Here is a 23840-nt window from a genome sequence, read left to right as displayed (position 1 = left end):
CCCGCTATTTCCTCCTGTTTTTTGGGTGAATCACTGCCGTGGTTTACCAACAAACGGTTTTTGACAGGGAGGTCCAAACGGCCTCTATGCTGGAGGATGCGGGCTCGGAGAGCAGGTCCAGCATCACGGCATCCCTGTAGAACATCGCTATTTTCATCTCCTCGAAGTATCCGTATCCCCCATGGAGTTGAAGCGCCTCGTCGGCGGTTTCGTTGCCGAGTTCCACGGCCATGGCCTCTGCCGAGCGGGCAGCCAGAGAAACATCCAGACCTTTGTCCCAGTCGGCTGCAGCCTTGTAGACCAGGAGTCGAAGGGCCTGAAGCCGCTGCCACGTCTTGAAGAATTTGGCCCTGGTCGCCTCGAAATCGGAGAGGTTTCGTTCGAAGATCTGTCTGCCCCGCGCATAGGCGAGCGCCAGGAGCGCGGCGCCCCTGGACAGCCCGACGCCGAGCGCGGACGACCGGATGGCCTTCGCCTGCCTCGATCGTTCGACGACCCGCGGACGTTTATAAAAGCACTCCTCCGAAAGGGCGGCGCCCCGCAGCTCCAACCGGGCACCCGGCCAGCACCGCAGCCCGACCTTGTCTTCGAGAGGCAGGATATCGAGACCGGGGAAATCGCGCCCCAGAAAGAAGAGACCTTCTTCTCCATCGAGAAAACCCGGGATCAGGAATATCTCGGCGTCTCCATGAACGGGCGAGAAGGTCGAGGAGACACCGGCGCACGCCTCCGCCCTGAAAGGATTTCCGTCCGCCGGATGGGCCAGTCCGAACATCGGCCGATCGCTGGTCTTATCCACCAACGGGGGAGGCAAATCGCCGGTGTGAGAAAGAAGTTCGCATCCCCAGCCGGCTTCGAGGATCGCCCTGGCGCCTCCGGGACTGACGACGGCGAACTCCTCCGCCACCAGGCAGTCTTCGAGGAGCCCCAGCCCGGCCCCGCCTTGCGCTTCCGGAAGGGTCATTCCGACGAAGCCGAGTTCAACGGCCTCTTCCATGATCTCTGAAGGCATCCGGCCGGCCGCATCCCATTCCTGTGCATGGTCAGCCATTTCACCGGATGCGAAGTCGGCCGCGGCCTTTCTTATCTGGACCTGTTCCTTGTCAAGGCTCAGAAACATGATGAAGATTCTCCCGGCCAGGCGCTCTGTCCCTCAAGAGTCTTTTGAGGACCTTGCCCGCCGAATTCCTGGGAAGTTCATTGACGAATTCCACCTTTTTCGGGATCTTGTAAGCCGCCAACCTTTCGCGGCAGAATCGGAGGATCTCTCCTTCGCTTGCAGCGGGCCCTCCTCTTGGAACCAGGAAGGCGACGGAGATCTCCCCCTTCTCCTCATCCGGCAGGCCGACGACGGCGGCTTCGCTCACCGACGGGTGCTGATGAAGGACCTCCTCTATTTCCCTGGGGTAGATGTTGAATCCGCCGGTCAGCACCATGTCCTTCTTGCGGTCCACGATAAAGAGGTATCCATCCTCGTCCACGCGGGCGAGGTCGCCGGTATGCAGCCACCCGCCCCGCAGCGCCTCCGCCGTGGCTTCGGGCTGGTTGAGGTATCCTGTCATGACATTGGGGCCGCGGACGAGGAGTTCGCCTATGGATCCCGCGGGCACATCCCTGTCCTGTTCATCGGCGATCCGGATCGAGATGCCCGGCAGGGGAAGTCCGACGCTGCCGATCTTTTTCCGGCCGTGGAGCGGGTTGTGGGCTACGACCGGTCCGGCCTCGCTGAGTCCATACCCCTCCGTGATGGCGACCCCGTATTCCTTCGAGACGGTCTCGTACAGGGCCTGGGGCATCGGGGCCGCGCCGACGATCAGCGCCCTGAGGGTGTCGACCGCAAAGTCCCTTTGGCCGGGGTGGTTTACGATCTGGTGATACATCGTGGGGACGCCCACGAATACGCTGGCGCGATGTTCCGACACCGCCGCGATGGCCTCGTCGGCCGAGAACCTCGGCATCAGGTAGACCGCCGCCCCCCGGGAAAACCCCGCGTTCATGACGTTGGTTTGACCGGAGGAGTGGAAGAGGGGCATCCCGAAAACGATGACGTCTTCCTCCGTGTACCCGTAGGCCTCTCCCGTTACAAGGGCGTTGCTGCAAAGATTCGCATGGGTGAGCATGGCTCCCTTGGGGCGGCCCGTCGTCCCCGAGGTGTAGAAGATGACCGCCACGTCCCCGGGATGCACTTCCGGCAGCGGAGATTCCCGCGGCTCCGCCAGGAATTCCTCGAAGCAGGGTATCCCCGGGCGGAATGTGGTGATGCAAAAGACCTCTTCCAGCGGCTCGATCGCCGGCCCGGCGCGGAGCAGATTCTCGATGAAGGGCTCCTGGCTGACGGCGAATCGGAGGGCGCAGTCCTTGCCGATGTAGGCAAGCTCGGTCTCCTTGAGCATGACATTCAGCGGTACGACCTGTCCCCCCGCCTTTAGAATCCCGTAATAGGCGTATACAAACGCCGGGATGTTGGCCAGATGCAGCCCGACCCTGTCTCCGGGCCTGAGCCCTCTCTTGAGCAGACCTTCGGCTACGGACAGCGATTTTGTTTCGATTCCCGCAAAGGTATCCGATCCGCCCCGCCAGATCATTGCCGTCTTGTTCTCCCGCAGCGGGAGGTTTGCATCCAGTAAGGCGCATAGAGTATCATTCATCGGGTTTCCCCCGGGTCTCTGATGGAGGCATCGTCCGCGCCGCCGTCGTTCCCTTCAGCCGATTCTCGAGGGTAAGCCCCTGCCAGCCCTCGACCGGCTTTCACGCCGTTGTACCCGGACATGGCGTAGATTCTGAGAACAGGGGAGGGCAGGAAGCGTTCGCCGAATTCTCCGGTCAGCTCCAGCAGCAGGTCCGACACTTCCTGGAGGCCGGTCTCGTCCGCCCACGCAAGGGGGCCCATTGGGAGCCCAGCGCCAAGCACCAGGGCATCATCGATTTCGCGCGCGCCGGCCACCCCCTCATCCAGGCAGCGGATGCTTTCGGCCCACATCGCGGCGAGCAGCTGCCGCTTCGCTCTGTCCGCGGCCCGGCCGTCCAGCTTCCGGGAAGCGGGCACGATGTCTTCGGTCGCTGCAGGCGGCCGGGAGCGGTGCTCGAGCAGGCCTCGCCCCGTCTTCAGGCCCAGTCTGTTCTCGCGGGTCAGCCGGTCGAGAAGGGGCGGGATCTCGAAGCGGGAGCCGTAATAGGTCCTGAGGGTCTCGTTGGATGCCCGGATGATATCCCAGCCGACCATTTCTCCCAGGGTGACCGGCCCCATGGGCAGCCGCAGATCCTTCGCCATTGTCTCCGCGTCGGCGATGCCGATGCGCTCTCCGAGAAGCCACATGACTTCGTTCATGTAGGCCCCCAGAACCCGGTTCACCAGAAACCCCGGGCAATCCTTGATGCGGATGGGTTTCTTTCCCTCTGCAGTCAGAAAGGCCAAGGCCCTCTCGACGCTTTCTCCGGCCGTATCCACACCCTTGACGACCTCGACAAGGGGCATGATCTGCGCGGGATTGAAGAAGTGGGTGCCTAGAAAACGTTCCGGCCGCTTGAGACTGGCCCCCAGGGCCGTGATGGGCAGGGCGCTGGTGTTGCTGGCAAGGATCGTTCCGGGTGCGACCGCATCTTCGGCTTCGCGGAGTATCCGCCTTTTCAGATCGAAGTGCTCCGGTGCGGCTTCAATCACAAAATCCGCCCCTTTCAGGCAGGAAAGGCCGGCAGCCGCCTCGAACCGCTCGATGCAGAGCCGGAAATCCTCCGGAGGCAACCTGCCTTTGTCCAAATCCCTGCGCAGGTGGGCATGGATCTTTCGGGTGCATTCTTCGGCGAGCGCCTCGCGGGCCTCCGCTACCACGACGTGAAAGCCACGGGGAAGAAGCCATTGGACCAGGCCCGTACCCATGATCCCTCCGCCAATGATGCCTATCTTATCGATCGTGCCGGTCATTTTTCCTTGACCTCCCCCGTTGCGGTGCGTGGGTCGGATGCCCCCTTTTTCGGATGGATGATCCGGGCCCCTGCGGAGATGCCGCCCAGCGTGATCTGCCTCAGCGCCCAGGCCACCTGATGCCCGTCCAGATGCCTGTCGAATGCCAGCAGCTGAAGGACGATCCCATCGTGCACGGCAAGGATGATGGAGGTGATGATCTCCGCCTTGAGATCCTCGCGAACGAAATGTTTTGCCTGGGCCTCCCGGATGATTTCGGTGATGAAGCTGCGCTGCTGTTCGAACACATCCAAGAGCGCCTTCGCGTTGCCGCCTTCGAGGGACTGCATCTCCAGGGAAAGGGTTCTCAGGCAGTGGATCAGGGTGGGGTGTTCGACCGCGAAGCGGGAGTTGAACTTGAACATATGCCAGAGTTTGTCCATGGGCGAATCGCCTGCGCCCCTGGTCTCCTCGATGAACCGGTTCAGGTAGGATTCCTGCAGTTCCTGGATGATCGCCCCCAGCAGATCGGCCTTGCTGTCGAAATGCCAATAAAGGGCTCCCCGTGTAACGCCTGCGGCCTTGGTGATATCATCGACCGTGGTGCCGTGGTATCCCCTCATTCCGAAGAGTTCTTTGGCGGCCTGGATCAGTTTTTCACGGCCTTGTGGTTTTCCCCGGGCAGTCTGTTTCTGTTTGATCATGGAATCTTTCCTTTTTTGCAGTCTATCCGGTGACTCCGGCGTGAGTGAACCCTGCCGCATTGAGATACTCCAGGAGTTCCAGGGATCCGTCTTCTCTGACGAGTCGCCCCCTCTCGAGAAGATATCCGCGATTCACGGTCTTCAATGCCAGCCGGGTGTTCTGTTCCACCAGCAGGAGGTTCAGGTTCATGTCCAGGATGAGGGTCCTGAGGATCCTGAAGATTTCCTTCACAACGAGCGGCGCGAGCCCCGTCGAGGGCTCGTCCAGCAGAAGCAGTCTCGGCTGGCTCATGAGGGCGCGCCCTATGGCCAGCATCTGCTGCTCTCCCCCGGACAGGGTGCCTGCCGCCTGGCGCAGGCGCCTCGAGAAGACGGGGAAGATTTCCGTCATCCTTTGCAGATCCTTCTGGATGTCCGGATCTCCGCCTTTTCTGATCCTCAGGTAGGCACCGAGTCTGAGGTTGGCCAGCACGCTCTGTCTGGCGAATATCTCCCGCGACTCCGGGACATGGGCGATGCCGAGGCCCACCCTTTTTTCCGGAGGGACTTTCGAGATATCTGCTCCCAGGAACCGGATCGACCCCGCCGTCGGGCGGAGGAAGCCCGAGACGACTTTGAGGAAGGTCGTCTTCCCGCTCCCGTTCGTCCCCACGAGGGCGACCGATTCGCCTTCCCTGACCAAGAGGTCCAGCCCGGCGAGGATGTTCATCTTTCCGTAGCCGGCGTTGAGCGCCTTCACTTCCAGGACCGGGATGTCAGTCGGCGTCTTCTTCACCAAGATAGGCCTCCAGGACCTGCTTGTCCTGCTGGATCTCCAAAGGGGTGCCGCTCGCAATGACCTTGCCGTAGTTCAGCACGATGATCCGGGTGCACAGGTTCACCATGAAACCGATGTCGTGCTCGATGACCATCAGGGTGACGCCCCTGTTGTGGACGTCCCTCAGAAGGGCTCCCAGTTCGTCCCGCTCCTGCTCGTCGAGGCCGGCGCCGGGTTCATCCAGCAGGAGAAGCTCAGGGTCGGTGGCCAGGGCGCGGGCCAGCTCCATCCTTCGCGCCTGGGAGAGGGTGAGTTCGTCGGCCGGCTTGTCGGCCTGATCGGCAAGCCGCACGGCCTCCAGCAGCGTCATCGCCTGCTCCGCCTCTCGCCGGTCTTCCCGGACCGCGCCGGGCAGGCGGATCATATCGACCAGCAGGTTGCTCCGGGAATGGAGATGCAGCCCCACCATGACGTTTTCCCTGACCGTCAGTCGTTTGAACACCCGGGTCGTCTGGAAGGTCCGGACGATCCCCCGTTTGACCACCTGGTGCGGCGTCAGCCGGGTGATGTCATGCCCGCGGTGAAGGATGCTGCCCTCCGTGGCGTAGTCGAGGCCGCTCAGACAGTTGAAAAGCGTGGTTTTACCCGCTCCGTTGGGCCCGATCACGCCGGCGATCTCCCCCTCCCTCACAGCGAAGGACACGCCGTAGAGCGCCCACAGCCCCCCGAATTTCCTGCTCAGCCGTTTCGCAGACAGAAGATCCACTTGTCCCCCGTTAGACCTCGACGGTTTTTCCCGGTCTGTCGATCCGCCCGGATGGCACCCGGATGCCTGAAAATCGGAGTCATGTTCAGGCCCCCCCAGTCCCGAACCTGCTTCGCAGCGCCGAACATATTCTCACGACACCGGTGGATAGGCCTCCCCATAATCCGCCCGGGGCCGCCACGACGATCACCATCAGGATCATTCCGAAAAAAAGAAGCCGGTACTCCTCGTAGCTTCGCATCAATTCCGGGAGAACAGCCATGAGGAGAGCACCAAGGATGGCTCCGACCGGACTCCCCAGCCCGCCGATGACCACGATGATCAGAAACTCCAGGGAGGCCCCGACCCCGAACAACTCGGGCCCGACATAGTGGGTGTGCACCGCGTAGACGCCGCCGGCAAGCCCGGCCGCCACGGCCGAGATGGCAAAGGCCTGCACCTTGTAGACAGCGGTGGGAACTCCCACGGACTCCGCGGCGATCGGGTCGTCGCGCAGTGCGGCCAGGACCCTGCCCGACCCCAGGTGGGTCAGGTTGTTGAGCAGCCAGTATATGAGCAGCACGAGGAACCAGGACAGGTGGAACGTTTTGAAAAGGGCGTCCCTGCCGTTGTCGATCGCGTGCCCCAGGATGCCGGCATAGGGGATGTTGGCGATGCCTGCCGCTCCACCCGTGAGGAACGGGAATTCCAGAAAGAAGATGTGCATGATCAAGCCGAAGCACAGCGTGATCATGGCGAGATAATGCCCCTGAAAGCGCAGGGCCAGGTAGCCCAGCGCCGCGCCGATCAGCCCGGCCAGCGCGCCGCCCGCCGGCATGGCGAGCCAGAAAGAGACCCCCGCTCCCGTCATCAGACGCGCCGTGGCGTAGGCGCCGATGCCGACGAAGGCGGCCTGTCCCAGGGAGATCTGCCCGGCGGTGCCCAGCACGAGATTCAACCCGATCGCTACGGCGGCGTTGATGCCCGCCAGCGTCAGGATCTGGAGGGTGTAGGTGCCCAGGCCGGAAAAAGGCAGAACGCCTACGGCGATCACGGCCAGCAGCCAAAACGGTTGGATTCCTGCAGTTTTTTTCATATCTCTCAGACTTTTTCCCGCTTCCTGCCGCCCAGGAGGCCTTCCGGGCGAAAGGCAAGAATCGCGATGAGGAGCCCGAAACTGATGGCGTCCTTGAAGGCGCTGGAGAGGTACCCGGTGGTGAGGCTTTCTATGACGCCGAGCAGCAGTCCACCGACGATGGCGCCCATCGAATGGGTGATGCCTCCGAGGATGACCGCCACAAATCCCTTGATGCCCATTTCGGTCGACAGGCTTCCTCCCGCGAAGGTGATCGGCGCGATGAGGATGCCGGCGAGCCCGGAAAGCCCGGTGGCCAGGGCCCAGGCCATCGACGTCATGCTTTTGACGTCGATCCCGACGATCCTTGCGGCTTCCGGCTTTTCCGCCGCGGCCATGATGGCGGAGCCGTAGATGGTCCGGGTGAAGAACAGCCAGAGCAGCAGGAAGAGCCCCACGGCGATCGCCATGATCCAGACGGCCTGCGGCAGGATCATCACGCCGCCGATGTTGAGGGGAGTTTCGCCGGAGATCGGCGGGAACAGCAGTTCGTCCTTGGTCCAGAAGACGTAGATGATCTGCTCGAAGAAGATGAAGCCCCCCACCGTCATGAGGATGCTGGAGAGCACTCCGGTGCGTCCGGCTGGAGAGACCAGCAGCACTTTGAACAGCGTGCCGATCACGGCCGTTGCGAAGAAGGTCAGAAAGAACACGAAGAGGTAGGGGATCCGCCAGGTGAGGAGCAGGCTCAACGCTATGATCCCCCCCAGTTGGACCAGGGCCCCCTGGGCGAAATTGATCACGTGGGTCGAGATGAAGATCAGGTAGTAGCCCATGGCGATGAGGGCGTAGACGCTTCCAATGGTGAGCCCGCTGACCATGAACTGGCAGAAATCGATCATGTCACGTCACCTGTCCGGTTTCGCCCGGGATTCCCTGTTTCGTCCGGCGGATATTCCACCTCCCGCAGGACCGGAACGAATCCCCGCCCGAGCCCCTGTCGAGGTGGAGTCGGCAGTCCTGCGGTGCATGGTGGCCCGCTATCTGGGGTAGACCTTTTCCGCGGGGTAGTAATCCTGGTTCTTGACCACCGCCATCACGTAGCATCCCGGCAGGAGGCCGTTGCAGCGGTTCTCCGAGAAATCGAAGGTCCCCTGCACCCCCTGGAAGCCCCGGATGCCGGATACGGCGTCGGCCAGCCGGTCGGCATCCCCGGCGGCGGTTTTCAGGGCCTCTGCCAACAGGTACGCCGCGTCATACCCCACGGCGGCGAAGGTCGGCGGGATGGCCCCGAATTTCTTTTTGTAGTGGTCGATGAAGGCCTGTTCCCGCTCATTGGGCGCCCCGTAGTTCAGGACCGTGTTGAAGAGAAGGCCTTCCCCGGCTTCTCCCAGCGATTCGATCATCTTGTGGGACCCCATGCCGGCTCCGCCCATCAGCCGGATGTCCTTCATCCCGAGCTGGTGCCAGTTCTTGACAATGACCGCCGGCGCAAAACCCACGCCCCAGATGACGATGCACCGGGACCCGGCGTTCTTGAGGTTGATGAGCTGCGCGCTCATGTCACGGTCGGAGGACTGATATTTCTCGACGCCCGCGATCTTGATGCCGGGGGCGCGCTTGCCGATCAGTTCCAGAAACGACTCCGTCGAACGGGTCCCATATTCGTTGGCGTCGTGGATGATCCCGATCACGTTCAGCTTGAGGTTGTCCTTGATAAAGTCGATCATGCCTTCGGCATCCAGTTCATCGGCGGGAGCGGCGTTGAACACCCACTTTTTCCCTTTGCACAGGGCGGAGTTCCCCGAGATGTAAAACATCGGGATGCCGGCTTTTTCCACCGCGGTAGCCGCGACATTGATGGTCCCGGACGTGGAGGCCCCGACAATTCCCACCACCAGGTCATTGCTGATGAGGCGGTCAATGAGGTTGGCCGCCTTGCCGGGGTTTCCTTCGTCATCGTAGGAGACAAGCTCGATCTGCTTCCCGAGGACCCCCCCGGCGGCATTGATCTCCTCGAAGGCCAGCTCGACCCCCTTTTGCTCAGGGTCTCCAAGGAAGGCGAAACGCCCGCTTGTCGAGAGCAGCGTACCGATCTTCACCTTCTCGGCGGAAAGGCCGAGGCCCGTGTGAAGCGCAAATATGCCAAACAACAGGACGGCCACGATACATCTTCCTCTCTTCATCTTTCCAACCTCCTTGCATGATTGGCGATCCGACCGATCAACCCCTTGCCAAAACGCTTGCTTACGTTCGATGCTCAGCCAAAATCCCTTCGAAGGAGGATGGCGTACCCCATCCCACCGCCGGCGCAAAGGCTTGCCAGCCCGAGAGGGGTGTCCCTGCGCATCATCTCGTGAAGAAGCGTCACCACCAGCCGGGTCCCTGTGGCGCCCACCGGGTGCCCGAGGGAGATCCCGCTGCCATTGACGTTCACCTTTTCCCGGTCCAGCCCGAGGTCCCTCTCGCAGGCGATATAATAGGAGGCGAAGGCCTCGTTGATCTCCACCAGGTCGATGTCCGAAAGCCCCAGCCCGGCCGACTCCGCAACCTCGCGGATGGCCGGCACGGGCGCGATCCCGGTGAGCCGTGGCTCCGTCGCCTTGATGGACCAGGGGCCGATCTTTGCGAGGCGTTCGAGCCCGTATGCTTTGCAGGCGTCCCCTGTGGCAAGCACAACGGCCGAGGCCCCGTCGTTCAAGGCGCTGGCATTGCCGGCCGTCACGGTGCCCTGGGCTGAAAAGGCCGGCTGGAGCCTTGCCAGGTCTTCGATGCCGAGCTCGGCCCTCGGGTGCTCGTCCGCATCGATCGTCCTGGACCGCCTTCCGTCTTTGACCTCGATCGGGACGATCTCCCGCGCGAAATACCCGTTCACCCTGGCCGAGGCCGCCCTCCGGTGGGAGGACAAGGCCAGTTCGTCCTGCTCTTCCCGGCTGATGCGGTACCGCTCCGCCAGGAAGTCGGCCGCCGCCCCCATGCCGCCCATGATGGGATCCTCCTGCATGCCCCACCACAGGAGGTCCACCGCCCGTGCGTGCCTGAGGCGCTGCCCCCAGCGGGTGCTCGGCAGGAGGTAGGGCGCATTGCTCATGGATTCCACTCCCCCCACCAGGGCGATTCGGGCTTCCCCCAGCATGAGCGCGGAAACCCCGCTGATCAGCGCCTGCATCGCACTGGCGCAGGCGCAATGAATCGAGAAGGCCGGTGTCTGCGGGGGGATTCCGCAGGTGATGGCTGCCCCGCGGGCGATATTGGGGGTGAGCGGTGAAAGGGTGTTTCCCAGGATGACCTTCTCAATGGCTTCCTTGGGCACTCCCGCACGGGCCGCGGCGGCTTCGATCACGGGAGCAACCAGTTCAATGGCGGGGAGGGGCCTGAACCCTCCTCCGAAATCCCCGATGGCCGACCGGGCCGCTGAGACCAGGTAGACGTCTGTGTTCATCGATGAAAGCCTCCTAAATGGAAAACCAGCACATCGAGAGGGTTTAGGGCGAAAGCGAACCCTATCCCCTGGGTCTTTTGAGGACCTGCCTCGCGATGGTCAGCTTCTCGAGATCCTTGGCGCCCTCGTAGATTTCCACGATCTTTGCGTCCCTGTAAAACCGGGAAAGGCGCCTTGTCTTCTCCCCCGCATAGACGCCCACGATCCCGAGGGCATCCCTGGCGACGCGCACTCCGGTCTCGCCGGCGAGGAGCTTGGCCATGGCGACCTCGGCCGGGTCGATGTCCCCCTGGTCGATCTTCCATCCGGCCGAATAATACGCCGACCGGGCCGCCAGAACCGATGCCAGCATCTCGGCAAGCCGGAATTGGGTCGTCTGCTTCCCGGCTTGAAGCGGATTCTCCCTCAGGTGGTCGATTGCAAGGTCGACGGCCCCCTGAGCCACCCCGACCCCCTGACCGCAGGCGAAGACACGGTTGATATTGAACAGATGCATCACTTGGGAAAAGCCCTCGCCCGCGGCTTCACCCAGAAGGTGCGATTCCGGGACGAAAAGGTCCCTGAAAACGAGCTCCGCCGTGTCCGAAGCCCGGATACCGAGTTTGCCCTTCATCTTTTCTCTGGAGATGCCTGCGGAGTCCTTTTCGGCTACGAAGAAGGAAAAGCGCCCGGACGTTTGCCCGGGATCGCTCACAGCCAGGATGAGAATAACGTCGGCGAGGGTTCCGCCCGTGATGAATTGTTTGGTTCCATCGAGGCGCCATCCGCCCTTGGAGGGGATGGCGGAGGTTGCGACGGAGAAGATGTCGCTCCCCGCGTTCGGTTCGGTGATGGCGCAGCAGCTGATCGCGCGGCCTTCGGCGAGGGGCGGCAGCCACCGGCGTTTCAGTTTGTCGCTGCCGTAGAACATCAGCAGCTCCGAGCCGAAGATGCCAAGGAGAATGTTTCCGATACCCGGGTCCACCCGCCAGAACTCTTCCATGATCAGGGTATGTCCAAAGAAGCCGATCCCGAGACCGCCGAACTCCTTCGGGATGTAGGCCCCGAGCAGCCCGGCTGAGCCCGCAGCCTGGTGAATCGCCGCAGGAAAGGTCTCTTCCTTGTCGAGCCGGTATCCGTCGGTGAAACGCTCGCGTGCAAACTCCCTTGCCTGGACCATCAACCCCAGCTTTTCGGGATTCAGCCTCGGATCCATCCCTCGACCCCCAGAGCCCTGACCCTACGGGCGACGCTCTTGAACGAATCAACGCATGATTTTTTACCAAACTAAATGTTTAGTATGGTGCTTGTCAAGAAAATTACTTTGTTTTTTGCTCCAGCGAAATTTTTGCACTGAGCGTCATGCTTCTGTGCTGATAATGAATTTTGACTCTTCAGAAGAGGAATACCCGGTACAGAGCGTGCCCCTTCCGGAGGCCGTTTTTTCATCTGGCCAATCCGTTCCGGCTTGCTACCCGGATAACGGCGCTTAGGCAGTCTTTTCCATCAGCATGTGGATGGCCCTTCCCGAAGAGGCGAGCGCTGCTTCGAAGAATGATTCGGATAGGGTTAGATGAGGCATGACCGTGCTTGCGATCTCTTTGATGGTTAGGCCGTTTTGAATGGCCATGACAGCAAGAGAGATGAGCTCGGTTGCCCGGGGCCCCATGATGTGGACACCCAAAACGGCGCCGCTTCTTTTTTCGGAGACCAGCAGAATCAGTCCTTCGTTCCGGCCCATCGTGGCGGCGCGGCCGTTGGCGGCGAGGTAAAATTCACCGGTCTCCGCTTCGATGCCTGCCTTCTTGGCATCATAATCCGTCAAGCCGATGGATGCGATTTCGGGGTCGCCGTAAATGCAGTTGGGGACAGGCGGCGGATCTTGAGGCGGCGTCCTCCCGAGGATGTGCTCGATGGCCGCTATCCCCTGAGCGATGGCTTTATGCGCCAGGTAAGGGCCTCCGGCGACATCTCCGACGACATGGATGCCGGGGATCTTTGTTCCCATCCCGGGGCCGAAGGCAAGCACACCGTCTACCGGCGCAAGACCAGCCTTTTCTAAATCGAGACCCTGATAAACGGGCTGTCTTGGAAGGGTGAGGAGGACTTGGTCGACCCGAGCTTCCGTGGGGCCATCGGAGGTTTCCATTCTCAGCATGACGCTGTCAGGAGCGGGTGCGGCACTTGCCAGACGCGTCTGAGTCAGAATCTTCATGCCGCGGTCGGACAGGATCTTTTTGTACCGCTTGGAGATCGAGCGGTGCTCCCGGGGCAAGATCCGCTTTTGCTGTTCGATAAGCACGACCTTTACCCCGAGGTTCAGGTAGATGTTGGCAAATTCAACGCCTCGATTCCCGGCGCCGACAACGGCCAGGGTCCGGGGAATGGGGTCGAGTCTGAGTGCATCGTCGGTTCCCAGGATCTTTTCCCCATCCACCGTAAAACCTTCGTACGAAACCCCCGCGCCTGTCGCGAGGATAATGTGTTCGGCGGCGATCTTCAAAGTGGACCCATCGGGCTGGGTCACTGCCATGTGGTGCGGGTCCAGGAATGCCGCTGCCCCTTCCACGATCTGCACGCGGTTGCCTTTGAGGATCCCGCCGATTCCTGCGCGGGAGCCCTGGACCACTGCGTCTTTCCGTGCCGTGATCCGTTGGCGGTTGATTTTCATCTCTCCGCTGAGAAAAGGGCAGCTCCGCACGGACGCGATGAGAAGCGAGTCCTCCATCAGGGTTTTGGTCGGCAGGCAGCCCCGGTTGAGGCACGTGCCTCCTAGGAGGTTCCTTTCCACCAGGATCGTTTTGAGTCCGCTCTGGGCTCCTTGGATGGCCGCCGTATAGCCTCCCGGCCCACCCCCCACCACCACAAGTTGACAAACACGATCGATCATGAGTTTACGTTCTCCTCGATGGGTCCTTGTAGCGCGACCTAAAGCAGAATTTTTCTGAAGAGCTCGGGTGTTTGGATGATTTCCTTCAGACGGCCGAGAAAAAGCGATGCCGAGACCCCGTCGATGTTCCTGTGATCGTGAGTCAGACAGAGGTATGCCGTGGTTCGCACCGCCAGTTCGCCCCTGTAAACGGTCGCTCGCGGAGCGATCTTTCCCATGGCCAAGATGGCGCTTTCAGGCGGGTTGATGATGGGTGTGATGATGTCCGTTTCGGCCTTAGTAGCGCCGCTGGCCAGCGTAAAAGTCCCCCCATGTTGGTCCTCCGGCCTCAGTTCCCCGTTGCGGGCCTTCTTGGCGAGAGCGTCGATTTCCCGGCTGACCCAATCGAGTCCCTTCTTGTCCACATCCTTCAATACTGGGACTACCAACCCTTCGTCCACAGCTATGCCGATCCCGATGTTATATTCAGCCCAGCAGATGATTTCGTCCCCTGAGATGGTGGAATTGACGATCGGGTATTCCTTCAGGGGCGCGGGCAGGATCTTTACGATGAGGTCGACCAACGTGATCTTCGTATCGGGGTAGGTTGATGCAAGACCTTCGCGAAAACGATTCAACTCCGTCAAATCTGTCTCGGCGACGATGGTGAGTTGCGCTCCCATGTGCAGACTTTTGACCAGATTGTTGGCGACGGTGCGGCGCATGCCGATAAAGGGGATGCTTTTCTCTTTCCGGCGGCCGGTCAAATCCAGCGTCGGGGGCGGGGCCGAGTGCGGCGTTGGAAGGTGTGCGGGCCTGCTATCTTCATCATCGAAGGAAACTCGCACTCCTCGCGTCTCCTCTTCATCGTCTTCGAAAAAATGGCCTGCTACCTTGCTGGGGTCCGCTTCAGAAGAGCTTTCTGAGGCCGGATGAGAGACGGGTTTCAGGTAGGCCTTGAATTCTTCTTCAGTATCGGCCACGATAGCGAGAACATCACCGATATCCACCTTGTCGCTGACCCGTTTGAGGTAGAAAACCAGGCCCGAGCCCGGGGCCCTGACCTCGTAACTCACTTTGGCTGTTTCGATGACCATCACCACATCGTCCACTTCCACCGGGCCGCCATGAGGGTGCGTCAACTCGATTACCGTGATTTCGGCTTGGGTCATCCCCAGCTCAGGCACATATACTTCCGTTGCCATTTGTGATGTCTATCCTTTCCTGGTTGGTGTCCATCCGGAAATGGTTATCCGGCCCGACCCAGTTTCCAATCCGGAAATGAGGATTTTTTCTTCACACCCTTCGGGTGCTCAGTTCCACCCCTGCGGGGCGGGTCCCGGTTTTTCCAATATCAAGAAAATCAATCGATTGTGCGGCGGCGACCTGTTGGTCGCCGCACAAGCAAACGTGCAGATTGACATCGAGATTGGCCAAAAAGCCCATGTCCGGATGGAAACTATTTGGCTTTTCGCAACATCCCCGCCATGCTGATGTCCTCCCTGGTCCAGAAGCTCGGCAACTGATAGGGCTGCTGGGCAGTGGAATGGAGATCGATATGGTCAGCGAGAAGAACCAGCATGCCGCTCCAGGTGATGCTTCCCATCTCTGGAAAAAAGGAGTATGTTCCGTCCCATGTTCTGTATAGTCTGCCTTTCTGGTCATAGTTCTCGACGTGGTAGTAAACGAAGGTCTCCTTGTCGATGTAGAGAATCCGATAGCTGTAAACGTAATTTGGGTCCTGCTGGGTCATTTTGACGACATAAAGAGGACGGCGTTCAAACTCGAGATTCCTGAATTCGAAACCATCCTTGCCAATGTAGCAGGAGCCATCCAGCGTGGCGGCGGGAAGCAGGTATTCCCTTTCTTCGAGGACTTCGAAGGTGTAGGGATAGCGGGTGGGGGAGAGCTTTTGCATCCAGCCTTCGTTGTCGTCGTAGATCTGGTCCTGTCCCATGATAGGATCCTGGGTATCTGTCGCACTCATTTTCCTGACCCTGCGCAGGGAAGGTAGAAAGATCATGAGTTGATCCATGGCATTGGGATCCAGGTAATAAAGCGCTGATTGTGCAGCTCCAGCTATATCGCGCGGTGCGAGAAAATTCAGGATGAACATTTTCGCTTCGCCGCGCTCCCTGGCACGCTTGTCCATCCACCCATAAGGCGGCAACAGAACCCGGCCGGCGAGTCTGACGTGGTTGACGTCATAGGCTCCGTCGAAGTCCGTCTTGAGGTCCTTGTTGAGGCCCAAAACCCGGCTGGCAAGGTACATGTTGCCGCCCCAGGCGAGATATCGTTTTTCCACGTTCGCCATGATCTGCTGCGCCTTGAAGGGGCCTTCGGGTTTCGGAAAGGGGTATCCTGAAATCCAGGTCTCCGGTATCAGGTAACCGTCTTTGTCCAGTTGTGTTTTCCCGGCGTTCTCCTTGGTGGCCCGAGCGACGGGAAGGCTCCAATAATACTGCCGCGTAGGCACCACGGTGAACTCCGGAATGCACCCGGCGTGGGGAGGGCCGCCTGGTTTGATGCGGTTGTAAAGCCTGGGCCACATCAGTTCTTTAAAAGCAGGGTTGTTTTTCACATCCTCGTGAGTGTATTTCCCGGGTTTGATTTCTGGGGCGATTTTCCCAACCAAATCAGTGGCTTTAAACCCTACAATCTCCGCCCACTCCTTTTTCATAGCCTCGATGTCATAGGTCAGCTTCTCGTAGAGCTCTGGGGGAAGGACCTGTTTCGGACCGAATTCCACTAAATAGGGCCGCGGGTCATCGAAAATGGCTTTGTGTTGCTCGACAGTCGCCAGGTCGGGAACGTATGTCTTGGGGTTTGGCAAGGCATCTTCTCCGTTTGCCACCTGCAGTGCGCACAATGTGACTGCCAGGGCCAACAGCACGAGCAAAGAATTCCTGAACTCAGAACATTTCATCGAAGGACCTCCATTCTATGTTTCTGTAGCGGATCACGAACCTATTCCAAGAGGGCGAAAGACTGTCAGGGCACGCCAAGCTTACGTCTAAAAGCGATAACTTGCGGTGAAATAGACATGGTCCTTGTAACGCAAGGGTTCGAAACCCTTTCCCGACGCATCTGCATCCCCGTATAGGAAAATGGCCCCCAGTGTGAAGTCCCAGTTGGAGCTGTACTCGTACTTCAGTTGCGGGCGAATGAACCCCGAACGGCCGTAGGTCCAGTCTCCCAGCCAGAAGATCGAGGGTTGCAGTTTATTGTGGAAATAAGTGGTGTTAATCATGAGGGATGTCTGGTAATTGTTTTCCTTGACTGCTGTGCTGGCGGTCGCCGTGAGAGTTTGCCCAGCATCAGGGTAATCGACGACGTAGCGGTGATAGAATTGCGGCGAAATCATGAAATAGGCGCGCGGGTTGAGCCAATCGACCTTCACTTTCCAATCCACGCCAATGGCCCAGCGGATTTCGTCATGCGTCTCGAAGGTGTTCTTCTGGTCGTTGGTAAAGGTATTGCTGAAGGCGTAGAACCCTTCCAGCCGCAGAACGGGAGCCACGCCGCCCAGAGCGCTCGAACTGATGTTCGGGAAATCTTTTGTAAAAGTTGCGCCGCCGAACCTGAAAAGCGGATAGTAGCCTTCGACGTATGGATGGATGATGAGCATGTTGTCCCACGGGCTGACTTCGATATCCGGCATCATGGGAGCATTTTTCGTTATCGGGCTGTTGTCGAGGCCGTAGAAGTAATTAAGGGTCAAGATCGCATCTCTTACAACAGAACGTACCCTTAGACCGTATTCGAATCCGTCCGAGTCCCATGTGTCAGGCTCCTTCAGGTCATAATTCAAAGATCCTAAATGGGCATCTGTCCCAGGCCCCAGTGGCACGAGAACGTTGGGTGCCCAAATGCCGGCCACGTCGTTTCCAGGGACGATGTCGCGGTTTTTCTCGAAATCGGCGTTGGGGTTGAAGACGAACTCGAACCCCAGATCCTGCAGCCAGGTGCTTTGAGGCTGGAAAAAGCACTGCGCCCTAAGCAGCCAGGTGGGGAGTACCGTGCTTTCGAACTCGACGTCTGTGATCCCCCGGCGCTGGTCCAGCGGATTGATCTGGTCCATGATGCGAAAACCGTCCGTTTCGCCCCACACCACGATCTGTTTACCCGCGCGCAGATAGAAGTTTCCTGGTGTCCAGGTCACATGAGCCTCCTGGAGCAGGTCTCGCAGCACCGTGTCATGGGCGAGTTCATCACGGGAGTTGACGAAAGCCTTCTTTTCCCATTCCGAATCACCGGAAAGAAATTCGTAGGCCCAATCGCCGGTCAACATGCCCGAACCGAAAAACCTAAGGTTAGGAGACACTTCAAGTTCCATCTCAAGCAGGACGTTATAGTAGGCTGACTGAGGTCCTTCTTTGGTGTCATAATGCTCATCACCTGTGATTCCATAGCCTAATCCCTGGTTGATGTAGCCCATTATGGTTAGCGGCATGTCGCCCATTTTTGTAATGAATGCACCGGATGGAGTCGCGGAACCGAATACGGCTAAGAGCGACAGCGCAGCAAAAAATAGTGGAAACATACGACGGAATGAACAACGATCCGTCTCTATATTTTTATTCATGGTGCTCTCTCCCCCTAATTGATTCATATTGAAAGCGAATTCTGACTTGTCAATGTCTCTATAGACTCGATTCAGCATGGCGGATATTCTGGTTGACTAGCAACGATAATGGCACCTTTTAATTTTCTGTTTTTATTTACAAACAGGATTGCGTACTCGTATACGCCGATGTTCTTGAACACAGCGCTTGTTGTACCACCTGGAGGGATGGTTTTATCCGTTATGTAACAGCTCTTATTCATCTTCCAGCCGAGTGTACCGTAAGTGGATAGTTCGCACTCTTTACCATGGAGAAAGATCACTTGAATTTCACTGTCCGACTCGTTGGCCCAGATGACCCGAGTATCCCTCCCCACACTGGCTTTTATCGGTTCCAGCGAGCATTCGATCTGATCCCCTTGTTCACTGCCGTAGACATAGATCATACGGTCCCCCCTGGCCCAGCCCTGGCCTTGTCCTGATAGACACACGCTCAGGACAATCAGACCGATGGCCGCATACCACTTTAGTGTCCCCATCTTCTTCATCTTTCCCCTCCTTGGCTTTGAAGTTCGTGGTGTTCCGATCTCGATTTACCGACCAATGCCGGGGTCCCTTGAGTCATGAACCGCGGCTTGATGATGAGGATCAAGAGCGGATGGAGTGTCAACGCAGCGACCATGTTGGTGAAAAGCAGCATCGCCAGAAAGAAGCCCATCTGCGCCTGAAACTTCAGCGCTGATATGAAAGCCCATGGGAGGATCGGCAGAATCAGGGTCAAGCCTGTAAAGACGATACCCTTGCCGGCGGTTCGAACGGCGGTCAAAACTGTCTGCTGCCAGTCATGACTTTTGGGAAATTCCTCCATACAGCGGCTGTAAAGATAGATCGCAAAATCCACTCCTACGCCGACACCCACCGCCGAGCATGGGAGAGTGTTAGTGGAAAGACCTATGTTATTGATGGACATGTAGGAGAAAGCAACGAGGTTCGAAAGGATTAGGGGCGCGGCCAGCATGGCGCCGGCTACGAAACTTCTGAAGGCCAGCATGCACATGAGAAAGATGACAATCAGGACCAAAGTGTCCATGAGGGCGTGAGTCCTCCGCATCTCTTCGTTGACGGCGATTTCCATTCCGATGGAACCACCTGCAAGGAGAAAGCGCCCCCTGTCTGTTTCCATGCGGTTGTCTTCGAAGAAATTATAAGCTGCATCGCGTATCCTGAGCATGTTGTCCGAAGTGTGATCGGAAAAATAGACCGTGATCTGGGCGCGTTTCAACGTTGGGTCCATGTAGCGTCCCAGTGTGTTGCGATCGATGTTGTTCCGGATGTAGCCCAACAAGCCGGTCACCTGTTCCGCCTGGCTCGGCATCTGGAACCAGATCTGGTCCCCATCGTGGAAGGTCAAGTTGAGCATTTTGGCCATATCCGTGATGGCGGAAGAGGACTTGTATATGTCCGGCAGGTGCTTTGCCATGTAACGGTCAAATGCCTCGAAGGTTTTCATGACGAAAGGATCGTAGACGGAACCAGCATCGCCCTCATAGTAGAGCATCAGGTCCTCCGACGAGACGTCGAAGGTCTGGTTGATGAACGCCTGATCCTGATTGTAGGGGTGGTCCGGCCATAATATCGACGATCCCGGCGTGGGATCCCCAACTTTCAACTTCGTGGTTTGCCAGACGCCAAAAACCACAATGGTGATGGCCCCAACGCCGATGATCCATTTGCCGCTCCCAATGGAGAACCTGGAGATACCGATGGTGACCCTGTCAAACCACGTCTCTTTCTTGATGGCGTCTGGTTTCACCGTGGTTAGGCGTGGAAGGCTGCAGCATATGAGGGGAACCAGAAAGCCTGAAAGGGCGATGGTGATCATCCAGAAGCTCATGAGGATGGCCAGCTGTTGCATGAGCACGATCTTGGCCAGGGCAAGTACAAGGAATCCGGCAGCGTCGGTAGCGACGGCGGCAGCGTTCGGCATCAGCATGGCCCCCATGGTGTTGCAGCCGGCGACGCGGCGCGGCCCATCGAGGCAGCAGTTCACCTGGTACTCGTATATGTACCGGTGGGTGATCTGGACGGCGTTGCTCAGCATGCGCGCGCCGACGAGGAAGGCAAGCACATAGAGCAGGGGACTGAAATTGATCCCTGTCCAGCCGATAAATCCGAGGCCCAGGCCCGTACAGATGAGGGCCATGGCAATGGGAGCGATCATGCCAACAAAGTTCCTGAAAATCAGGAAGAGGATCAGGACCATGAGGGCCACGCTGATGCCGAACACCCAGTACATCTGGGTTTTGTAACTGTAAATCCACCCCATGAGCATGGGATAACCTACGATATGAATGGATGTCTCTCCGTCGCTGTACCTGGCCTGCAGATCGCGAAAGAGAGCGAAGGCCTTTTCATAGGAGATGAATTCCTTTAACTGTGTGAGTACGAGAACTCCTTCACCGTCTCTTGACACCAGTGTCCCGTTGTAGGATGGATTCGAGAAGATGTGTTTTTTTAGAAGTTCTATTTCTTGTGCGGTCTTGGGAACTTCAGGAAACATCAGGGTATCGATGACGATTTCACCCTTTGCTTTGGTTTTCACCACTTTTACGGAGTTGCTGGCGATGGAAATGGTCAGAACACGATAAACCTCATCCCAAAGAACCAGTTCATCGGTGATGTCCTTAATCTTGGTGAGTGTTTTCTGGTTGAAGATGTCGCCATCTTCAGCCTTGACGGCAATGACGACGCCATAGCCGCCCCCCCCGAAGATTTCAGCGAAGCGCGCATGCAGTTTTAAATAGGGATGATCATAGGGAAACAGATCTCTCAGGATGACTTCCGTCTTGATGCGTGTCGCGCCTGACGTGAAGGCTATCCAGAAGATCAGAAATGCGATGAGTACCTTATAGCGATTTTGGACAAGAAAGCTGCTGATGCGATCGATGTATCGATTGGAAGCCATCGAGGTTCCCCTTCCATCCCTGGCGAAAAAGTTGGTATTGGGTAGTGAAGCACGCTACCGACTACATCCTGTTGCGGCAATTTGCTGTAAAGGGCTTCTGGTCCCTATCCAGTCCAACTGCGCATACTCAAGGGTGATGGAGCGGCACTATGTGCGCTATATATCCAGCATTCCCAGCTTCGGGTGATTTCTCCGGCGAGGGACGCAAGCGATTTCCCATGGAATTTCAGGGTAGAGCGATGTTCGGTGAAAATTCTGCGTTCAAGTCGTTTCTGCAAGATTGCTGCAGCAGGTTATGGATGATACCGCCGTTTTGGGATGGACTTAGTGACGGGGTTGCCACGCAGACGCCACCGAATCGGTTCGATAGATCCATCCCTCTTTGCCCACAGCCACGAAGCCGTCTGCCCCCACTGACGTTAGGTCATAGAGCCATCCATACTTGAGCTGGGGGTGGTGGGCTGCACGCTCGATATGTCCGCACGCATCCGGGCTGGTGTAGAGTGCATCAGCGCCCGCGATGGCGAGGACACCATCCGCTTTGACCTCGATGGCGAAGAGGTGTGTTCTTGGGAGACGTCCCTCGATTCTGTTCCAGGTATGACCAGCATCGATGGTTTGGGCGACATAGCCGTCAATCCCGACCACCCAGGCCGTTTGCGGGTCGACGGCGTCGACATCGAACAGGAAATTCCCGCCGATGATTTCACCTGTTTCTTCAGAAAAGCCAAATTCTCCAGCCTGGCGCTCCCAAGTTTCTCCGCCGTCGGTGGTATGGTAGGTGAAGCCGTATTCGCCAACGGCCCAGCCGTTTCGGTCATCGCAGAAGGAGACGCGCTTGAGGATGAAATCCTCGTCTTGGAACTGGACCTCCCACGTTTGCCCGCCGTCCCGGGTGTGCAAAATCGTCGTTCTTTCGCCTACGATCCAACCCTGGCGGACGTCGGTGAAGTACAACCCCATAAGAAAGAAGGGAACCGGACTCTCCTGATGCTTCCAACTCTTCCCCCCGTCGGTTGTGTGAATGATGGTCCCGCCATCCCCAACTGCCCATCCCTCACGGGGAGTGGCGAAAAAGACGCCCGACAGGGTGTAATCTGTTCCGCTTTCCTGCATTTTCCAGGTCTGCCCGGCATCTTCGCTGTGGAGAACCGTCCCCCAACGGCCGCAGGCCCAACCCTCCTTTTCGTTGCAGAAGGATACGGAAAAGAGATCATCCGAGAGCGCGCTGTTGGCAATGACGGTATTGGGCGCGCCCAAGTTCGGAAGAAGGCTGATGATGAGGAGACAAAAGAGGTATGCCCTGAATTGATGTGGAATTTTGGTAGGATTCACAGACATTGCAAAGACTCCCTTCATCGCGGGCTTTGGCGATCCTCTTGGGCTGCCGAACACCGCCCCAGAAGAATGTGATCTCCAGTTATCCTGGGCCTTCCATGACTCCTGCATCGGTCCTGGGAATGGACAGGTCCAACTTTCGCATCGCAAGACAAAAGAATCAATAGCAGGATCCCGTCATTTTGCGATGGCATCTTCCGGTCAGGCGCATGTGAATACCCATGAAGGCATTCACCGGACCGCCAGAATTCAGCCTGTACGAGCCCCCATGAATCGTTTTCCCCTCCGTCGAAATTGGCCCCTGTTCCGCTGCCGGCGGCACGCGGGCCGAGATTCGCACCCAATGCGCAATCTGCTTTCCGTCAGGCCTTCCAAAAAAGTGGACCCTTTTCGATAGACCATCCACCATAATGGAAGCATCGTAACGAGAAGAAACACTGCATCTGCAGTTCGATTTCATCGGGGTGAGTATTGCAGCGAAGTTCTCAAACGGCAGCGGTGAGCGGCTGGCAGGGTTTTGCGAACGGTGAAATCGCGCAGGAGGTTTTCGTCAGATCAGGAGGGAGCGGCCGGGGAGGGGATCTCATACCTCCAAACGCAGATAGGGCAGGTTCAATGGGGGCTCAATAAAAGCCTTGCAGTACGGTAAAGTTCAGCCGCCCTGTAGGAACTCCTGACAAGCGGGGCTGAAGCGACAGCTCTGAATCCTATATCCAGCCCTAGCCGTTCATATTCGGCGAATTGTTCTGGTGTAAGAAATTCAACCACGGGGTGATGCTGCGGCGAAGGCTGAAGGTACTGACCGATGGTGAGGATGTCACACTTGTGGTCGATAAGGGCGCGCATAACTTCTATGATTTCATCTTTCGTTTCACCTAATCCAACCATGAGGCCGGATTTCAAAACAATTCTTGGATCAAGCATTTTCACTTCAGAAAGGAGTCTAAGGGACCGGTAGAAATCCGCAATAGGCCTGACATGTTTGTACAAACGCGGAATGGTTTCAATATTGTGGTTGATAACTTCGGGATGTGTTTTGACAACCATGTTCAGTGCTGTGATTGATCCGCAAAAATCCGGGATAAGGACTTCCACTAGGATGCCTGCCTCGTCCTGATGTAGTAGATCCGTAGTTCTGGCGAACTGAAAAGCACCACCATCAGGCAAATCATCCCGGGTTACCGAGGTGATAACCACATAGCGCAGCCCTAGCAACTTCACGGCCTCAAGGATATGGAATGGCTCCATTTCATCGACTGTGGTCGGACTACCCTTTTTGATTGCACAAAAAGTACAGCGTCGCGTACATGTGTCGCCGAGAATCATAAAAGTCGCTGTATGGCGAGAAAAACATTCTCCCATATTCGGGCAAAGGGCACTCTCGCAGACGGTGTGCAAACTCTTTTCTCTAAGCAGCCGGTCCATGTGATGAATGACTTCCGGAACAGGTATCTTTTGCGTAAGCCATGAAGGAAGACGTCTATGGGTCATTAAGCACTTC

At 58.0% G+C, this 23840-nt stretch carries 20 protein-coding genes; all 20 read right to left on the bottom strand.

The features are described 5' to 3' along the window. Positions 1 to 43 precede the first annotated feature (43 nt). Positions 44 to 1120 (bottom strand): acyl-CoA dehydrogenase family protein, encoded by a 1077-nt coding sequence (locus ACZ500_RS15085; protein WP_464228181.1) that lies wholly within the window; start codon positions 1118 to 1120, stop codon positions 44 to 46. Continuing rightward, positions 1104 to 2648 (bottom strand): long-chain-fatty-acid--CoA ligase, encoded by a 1545-nt coding sequence (locus ACZ500_RS15080; protein WP_464228180.1) that lies wholly within the window; start codon positions 2646 to 2648, stop codon positions 1104 to 1106. The genes ACZ500_RS15085 and ACZ500_RS15080 overlap by 17 nt, the downstream gene beginning before the upstream one ends. Beyond that, complete coding sequence (locus tag ACZ500_RS15075; RefSeq protein ID WP_464228179.1) at positions 2645 to 3922, bottom strand: 3-hydroxyacyl-CoA dehydrogenase; 1278 nt, start codon at positions 3920 to 3922, stop codon at positions 2645 to 2647. Before ACZ500_RS15075 ends, ACZ500_RS15080 begins: the two co-directional genes overlap by 4 nt. Continuing rightward, entirely contained in the window at positions 3919 to 4605 is a 687-nt protein-coding gene (locus tag ACZ500_RS15070; RefSeq protein WP_464228177.1) for a TetR/AcrR family transcriptional regulator, read from the bottom strand. Before ACZ500_RS15070 ends, ACZ500_RS15075 begins: the two co-directional genes overlap by 4 nt. A gap of 22 nt (positions 4606 to 4627) precedes the next feature. Then, positions 4628 to 5314, bottom strand: a complete 687-nt coding sequence (locus ACZ500_RS15065; RefSeq protein WP_464233061.1) for an ABC transporter ATP-binding protein — start codon at positions 5312 to 5314, stop codon at positions 4628 to 4630. 46 nt (positions 5315 to 5360) lie between these two features. Then, positions 5361 to 6128 (bottom strand): ABC transporter ATP-binding protein, encoded by a 768-nt coding sequence (locus tag ACZ500_RS15060; RefSeq protein ID WP_464228176.1) that lies wholly within the window; start codon positions 6126 to 6128, stop codon positions 5361 to 5363. An 85-nt stretch (positions 6129 to 6213) separates the two neighbouring features. Beyond that, entirely contained in the window at positions 6214 to 7203 is a 990-nt protein-coding gene (locus tag ACZ500_RS15055) for a branched-chain amino acid ABC transporter permease (protein ID WP_464228175.1), read from the bottom strand. 5 nt (positions 7204 to 7208) lie between these two features. Further along, on the bottom strand, positions 7209 to 8084 hold the full coding sequence (locus ACZ500_RS15050) for a branched-chain amino acid ABC transporter permease (RefSeq protein ID WP_464228174.1): 876 nt from the start codon (positions 8082 to 8084) through the stop codon (positions 7209 to 7211). A gap of 138 nt (positions 8085 to 8222) precedes the next feature. Beyond that, positions 8223 to 9368 carry an ABC transporter substrate-binding protein gene (locus ACZ500_RS15045; protein WP_464228173.1) on the bottom strand — a complete coding sequence of 382 codons (1146 nt, stop codon included), beginning with the start codon at positions 9366 to 9368 and terminating at the stop codon, positions 8223 to 8225. 74 nt (positions 9369 to 9442) lie between these two features. Next, positions 9443 to 10624, bottom strand: a complete 1182-nt coding sequence (locus ACZ500_RS15040) for a thiolase family protein (protein ID WP_464228171.1) — start codon at positions 10622 to 10624, stop codon at positions 9443 to 9445. Between the two features lie 61 nt (positions 10625 to 10685). Continuing rightward, positions 10686 to 11819, bottom strand: coding sequence for an acyl-CoA dehydrogenase family protein (locus ACZ500_RS15035; protein ID WP_464228169.1), 1134 nt, complete (start codon positions 11817 to 11819; stop codon positions 10686 to 10688). A gap of 273 nt (positions 11820 to 12092) precedes the next feature. Next, a complete protein-coding gene (lpdA, locus tag ACZ500_RS15030; protein ID WP_464228168.1) occupies positions 12093 to 13493 on the bottom strand; it encodes a dihydrolipoyl dehydrogenase in 1401 nt (466 codons plus the stop codon). 38 nt (positions 13494 to 13531) lie between these two features. Further along, positions 13532 to 14677, bottom strand: a complete 1146-nt coding sequence (locus ACZ500_RS15025) for a dihydrolipoamide acetyltransferase family protein (RefSeq protein ID WP_464228167.1) — start codon at positions 14675 to 14677, stop codon at positions 13532 to 13534. Between the two features lie 91 nt (positions 14678 to 14768). Continuing rightward, positions 14769 to 14918, bottom strand: a complete 150-nt coding sequence (locus tag ACZ500_RS15020) for a hypothetical protein (protein WP_464228165.1) — start codon at positions 14916 to 14918, stop codon at positions 14769 to 14771. Between the two features lie 13 nt (positions 14919 to 14931). Next, on the bottom strand, positions 14932 to 16398 hold the full coding sequence (locus ACZ500_RS15015) for a DUF1329 domain-containing protein (protein ID WP_464228164.1): 1467 nt from the start codon (positions 16396 to 16398) through the stop codon (positions 14932 to 14934). Positions 16399 to 16485: 87 nt separating this feature from the next. Continuing rightward, the gene (locus tag ACZ500_RS15010) at positions 16486 to 18057 is read right to left on the bottom strand and encodes a DUF1302 family protein (RefSeq protein WP_464228163.1); all 1572 of its coding nucleotides are present in this window, start codon (positions 18055 to 18057) and stop codon (positions 16486 to 16488) included. Positions 18058 to 18128: 71 nt separating this feature from the next. Then, positions 18129 to 18584: a hypothetical protein gene (locus ACZ500_RS15005; protein WP_464228162.1), complete on the bottom strand. Its 456-nt coding sequence runs from the start codon at positions 18582 to 18584 to the stop codon at positions 18129 to 18131. After that, entirely contained in the window at positions 18581 to 21001 is a 2421-nt protein-coding gene (locus ACZ500_RS15000; protein WP_464228161.1) for an efflux RND transporter permease subunit, read from the bottom strand. The genes ACZ500_RS15005 and ACZ500_RS15000 overlap by 4 nt, the downstream gene beginning before the upstream one ends. A gap of 324 nt (positions 21002 to 21325) precedes the next feature. Continuing rightward, a complete protein-coding gene (locus ACZ500_RS14995; protein ID WP_464228159.1) occupies positions 21326 to 22261 on the bottom strand; it encodes a WD40/YVTN/BNR-like repeat-containing protein in 936 nt (311 codons plus the stop codon). A 690-nt stretch (positions 22262 to 22951) separates the two neighbouring features. Beyond that, on the bottom strand, positions 22952 to 23830 hold the full coding sequence (lipA, locus tag ACZ500_RS14990) for a lipoyl synthase (protein ID WP_464228157.1): 879 nt from the start codon (positions 23828 to 23830) through the stop codon (positions 22952 to 22954). Positions 23831 to 23840: the final 10 nt, after the last annotated feature.

It is taken from the genome of Desulfatiglans parachlorophenolica, from assembly GCF_055394735.1.
This window is presented reverse-complemented; position numbering and strand designations above follow the sequence as displayed.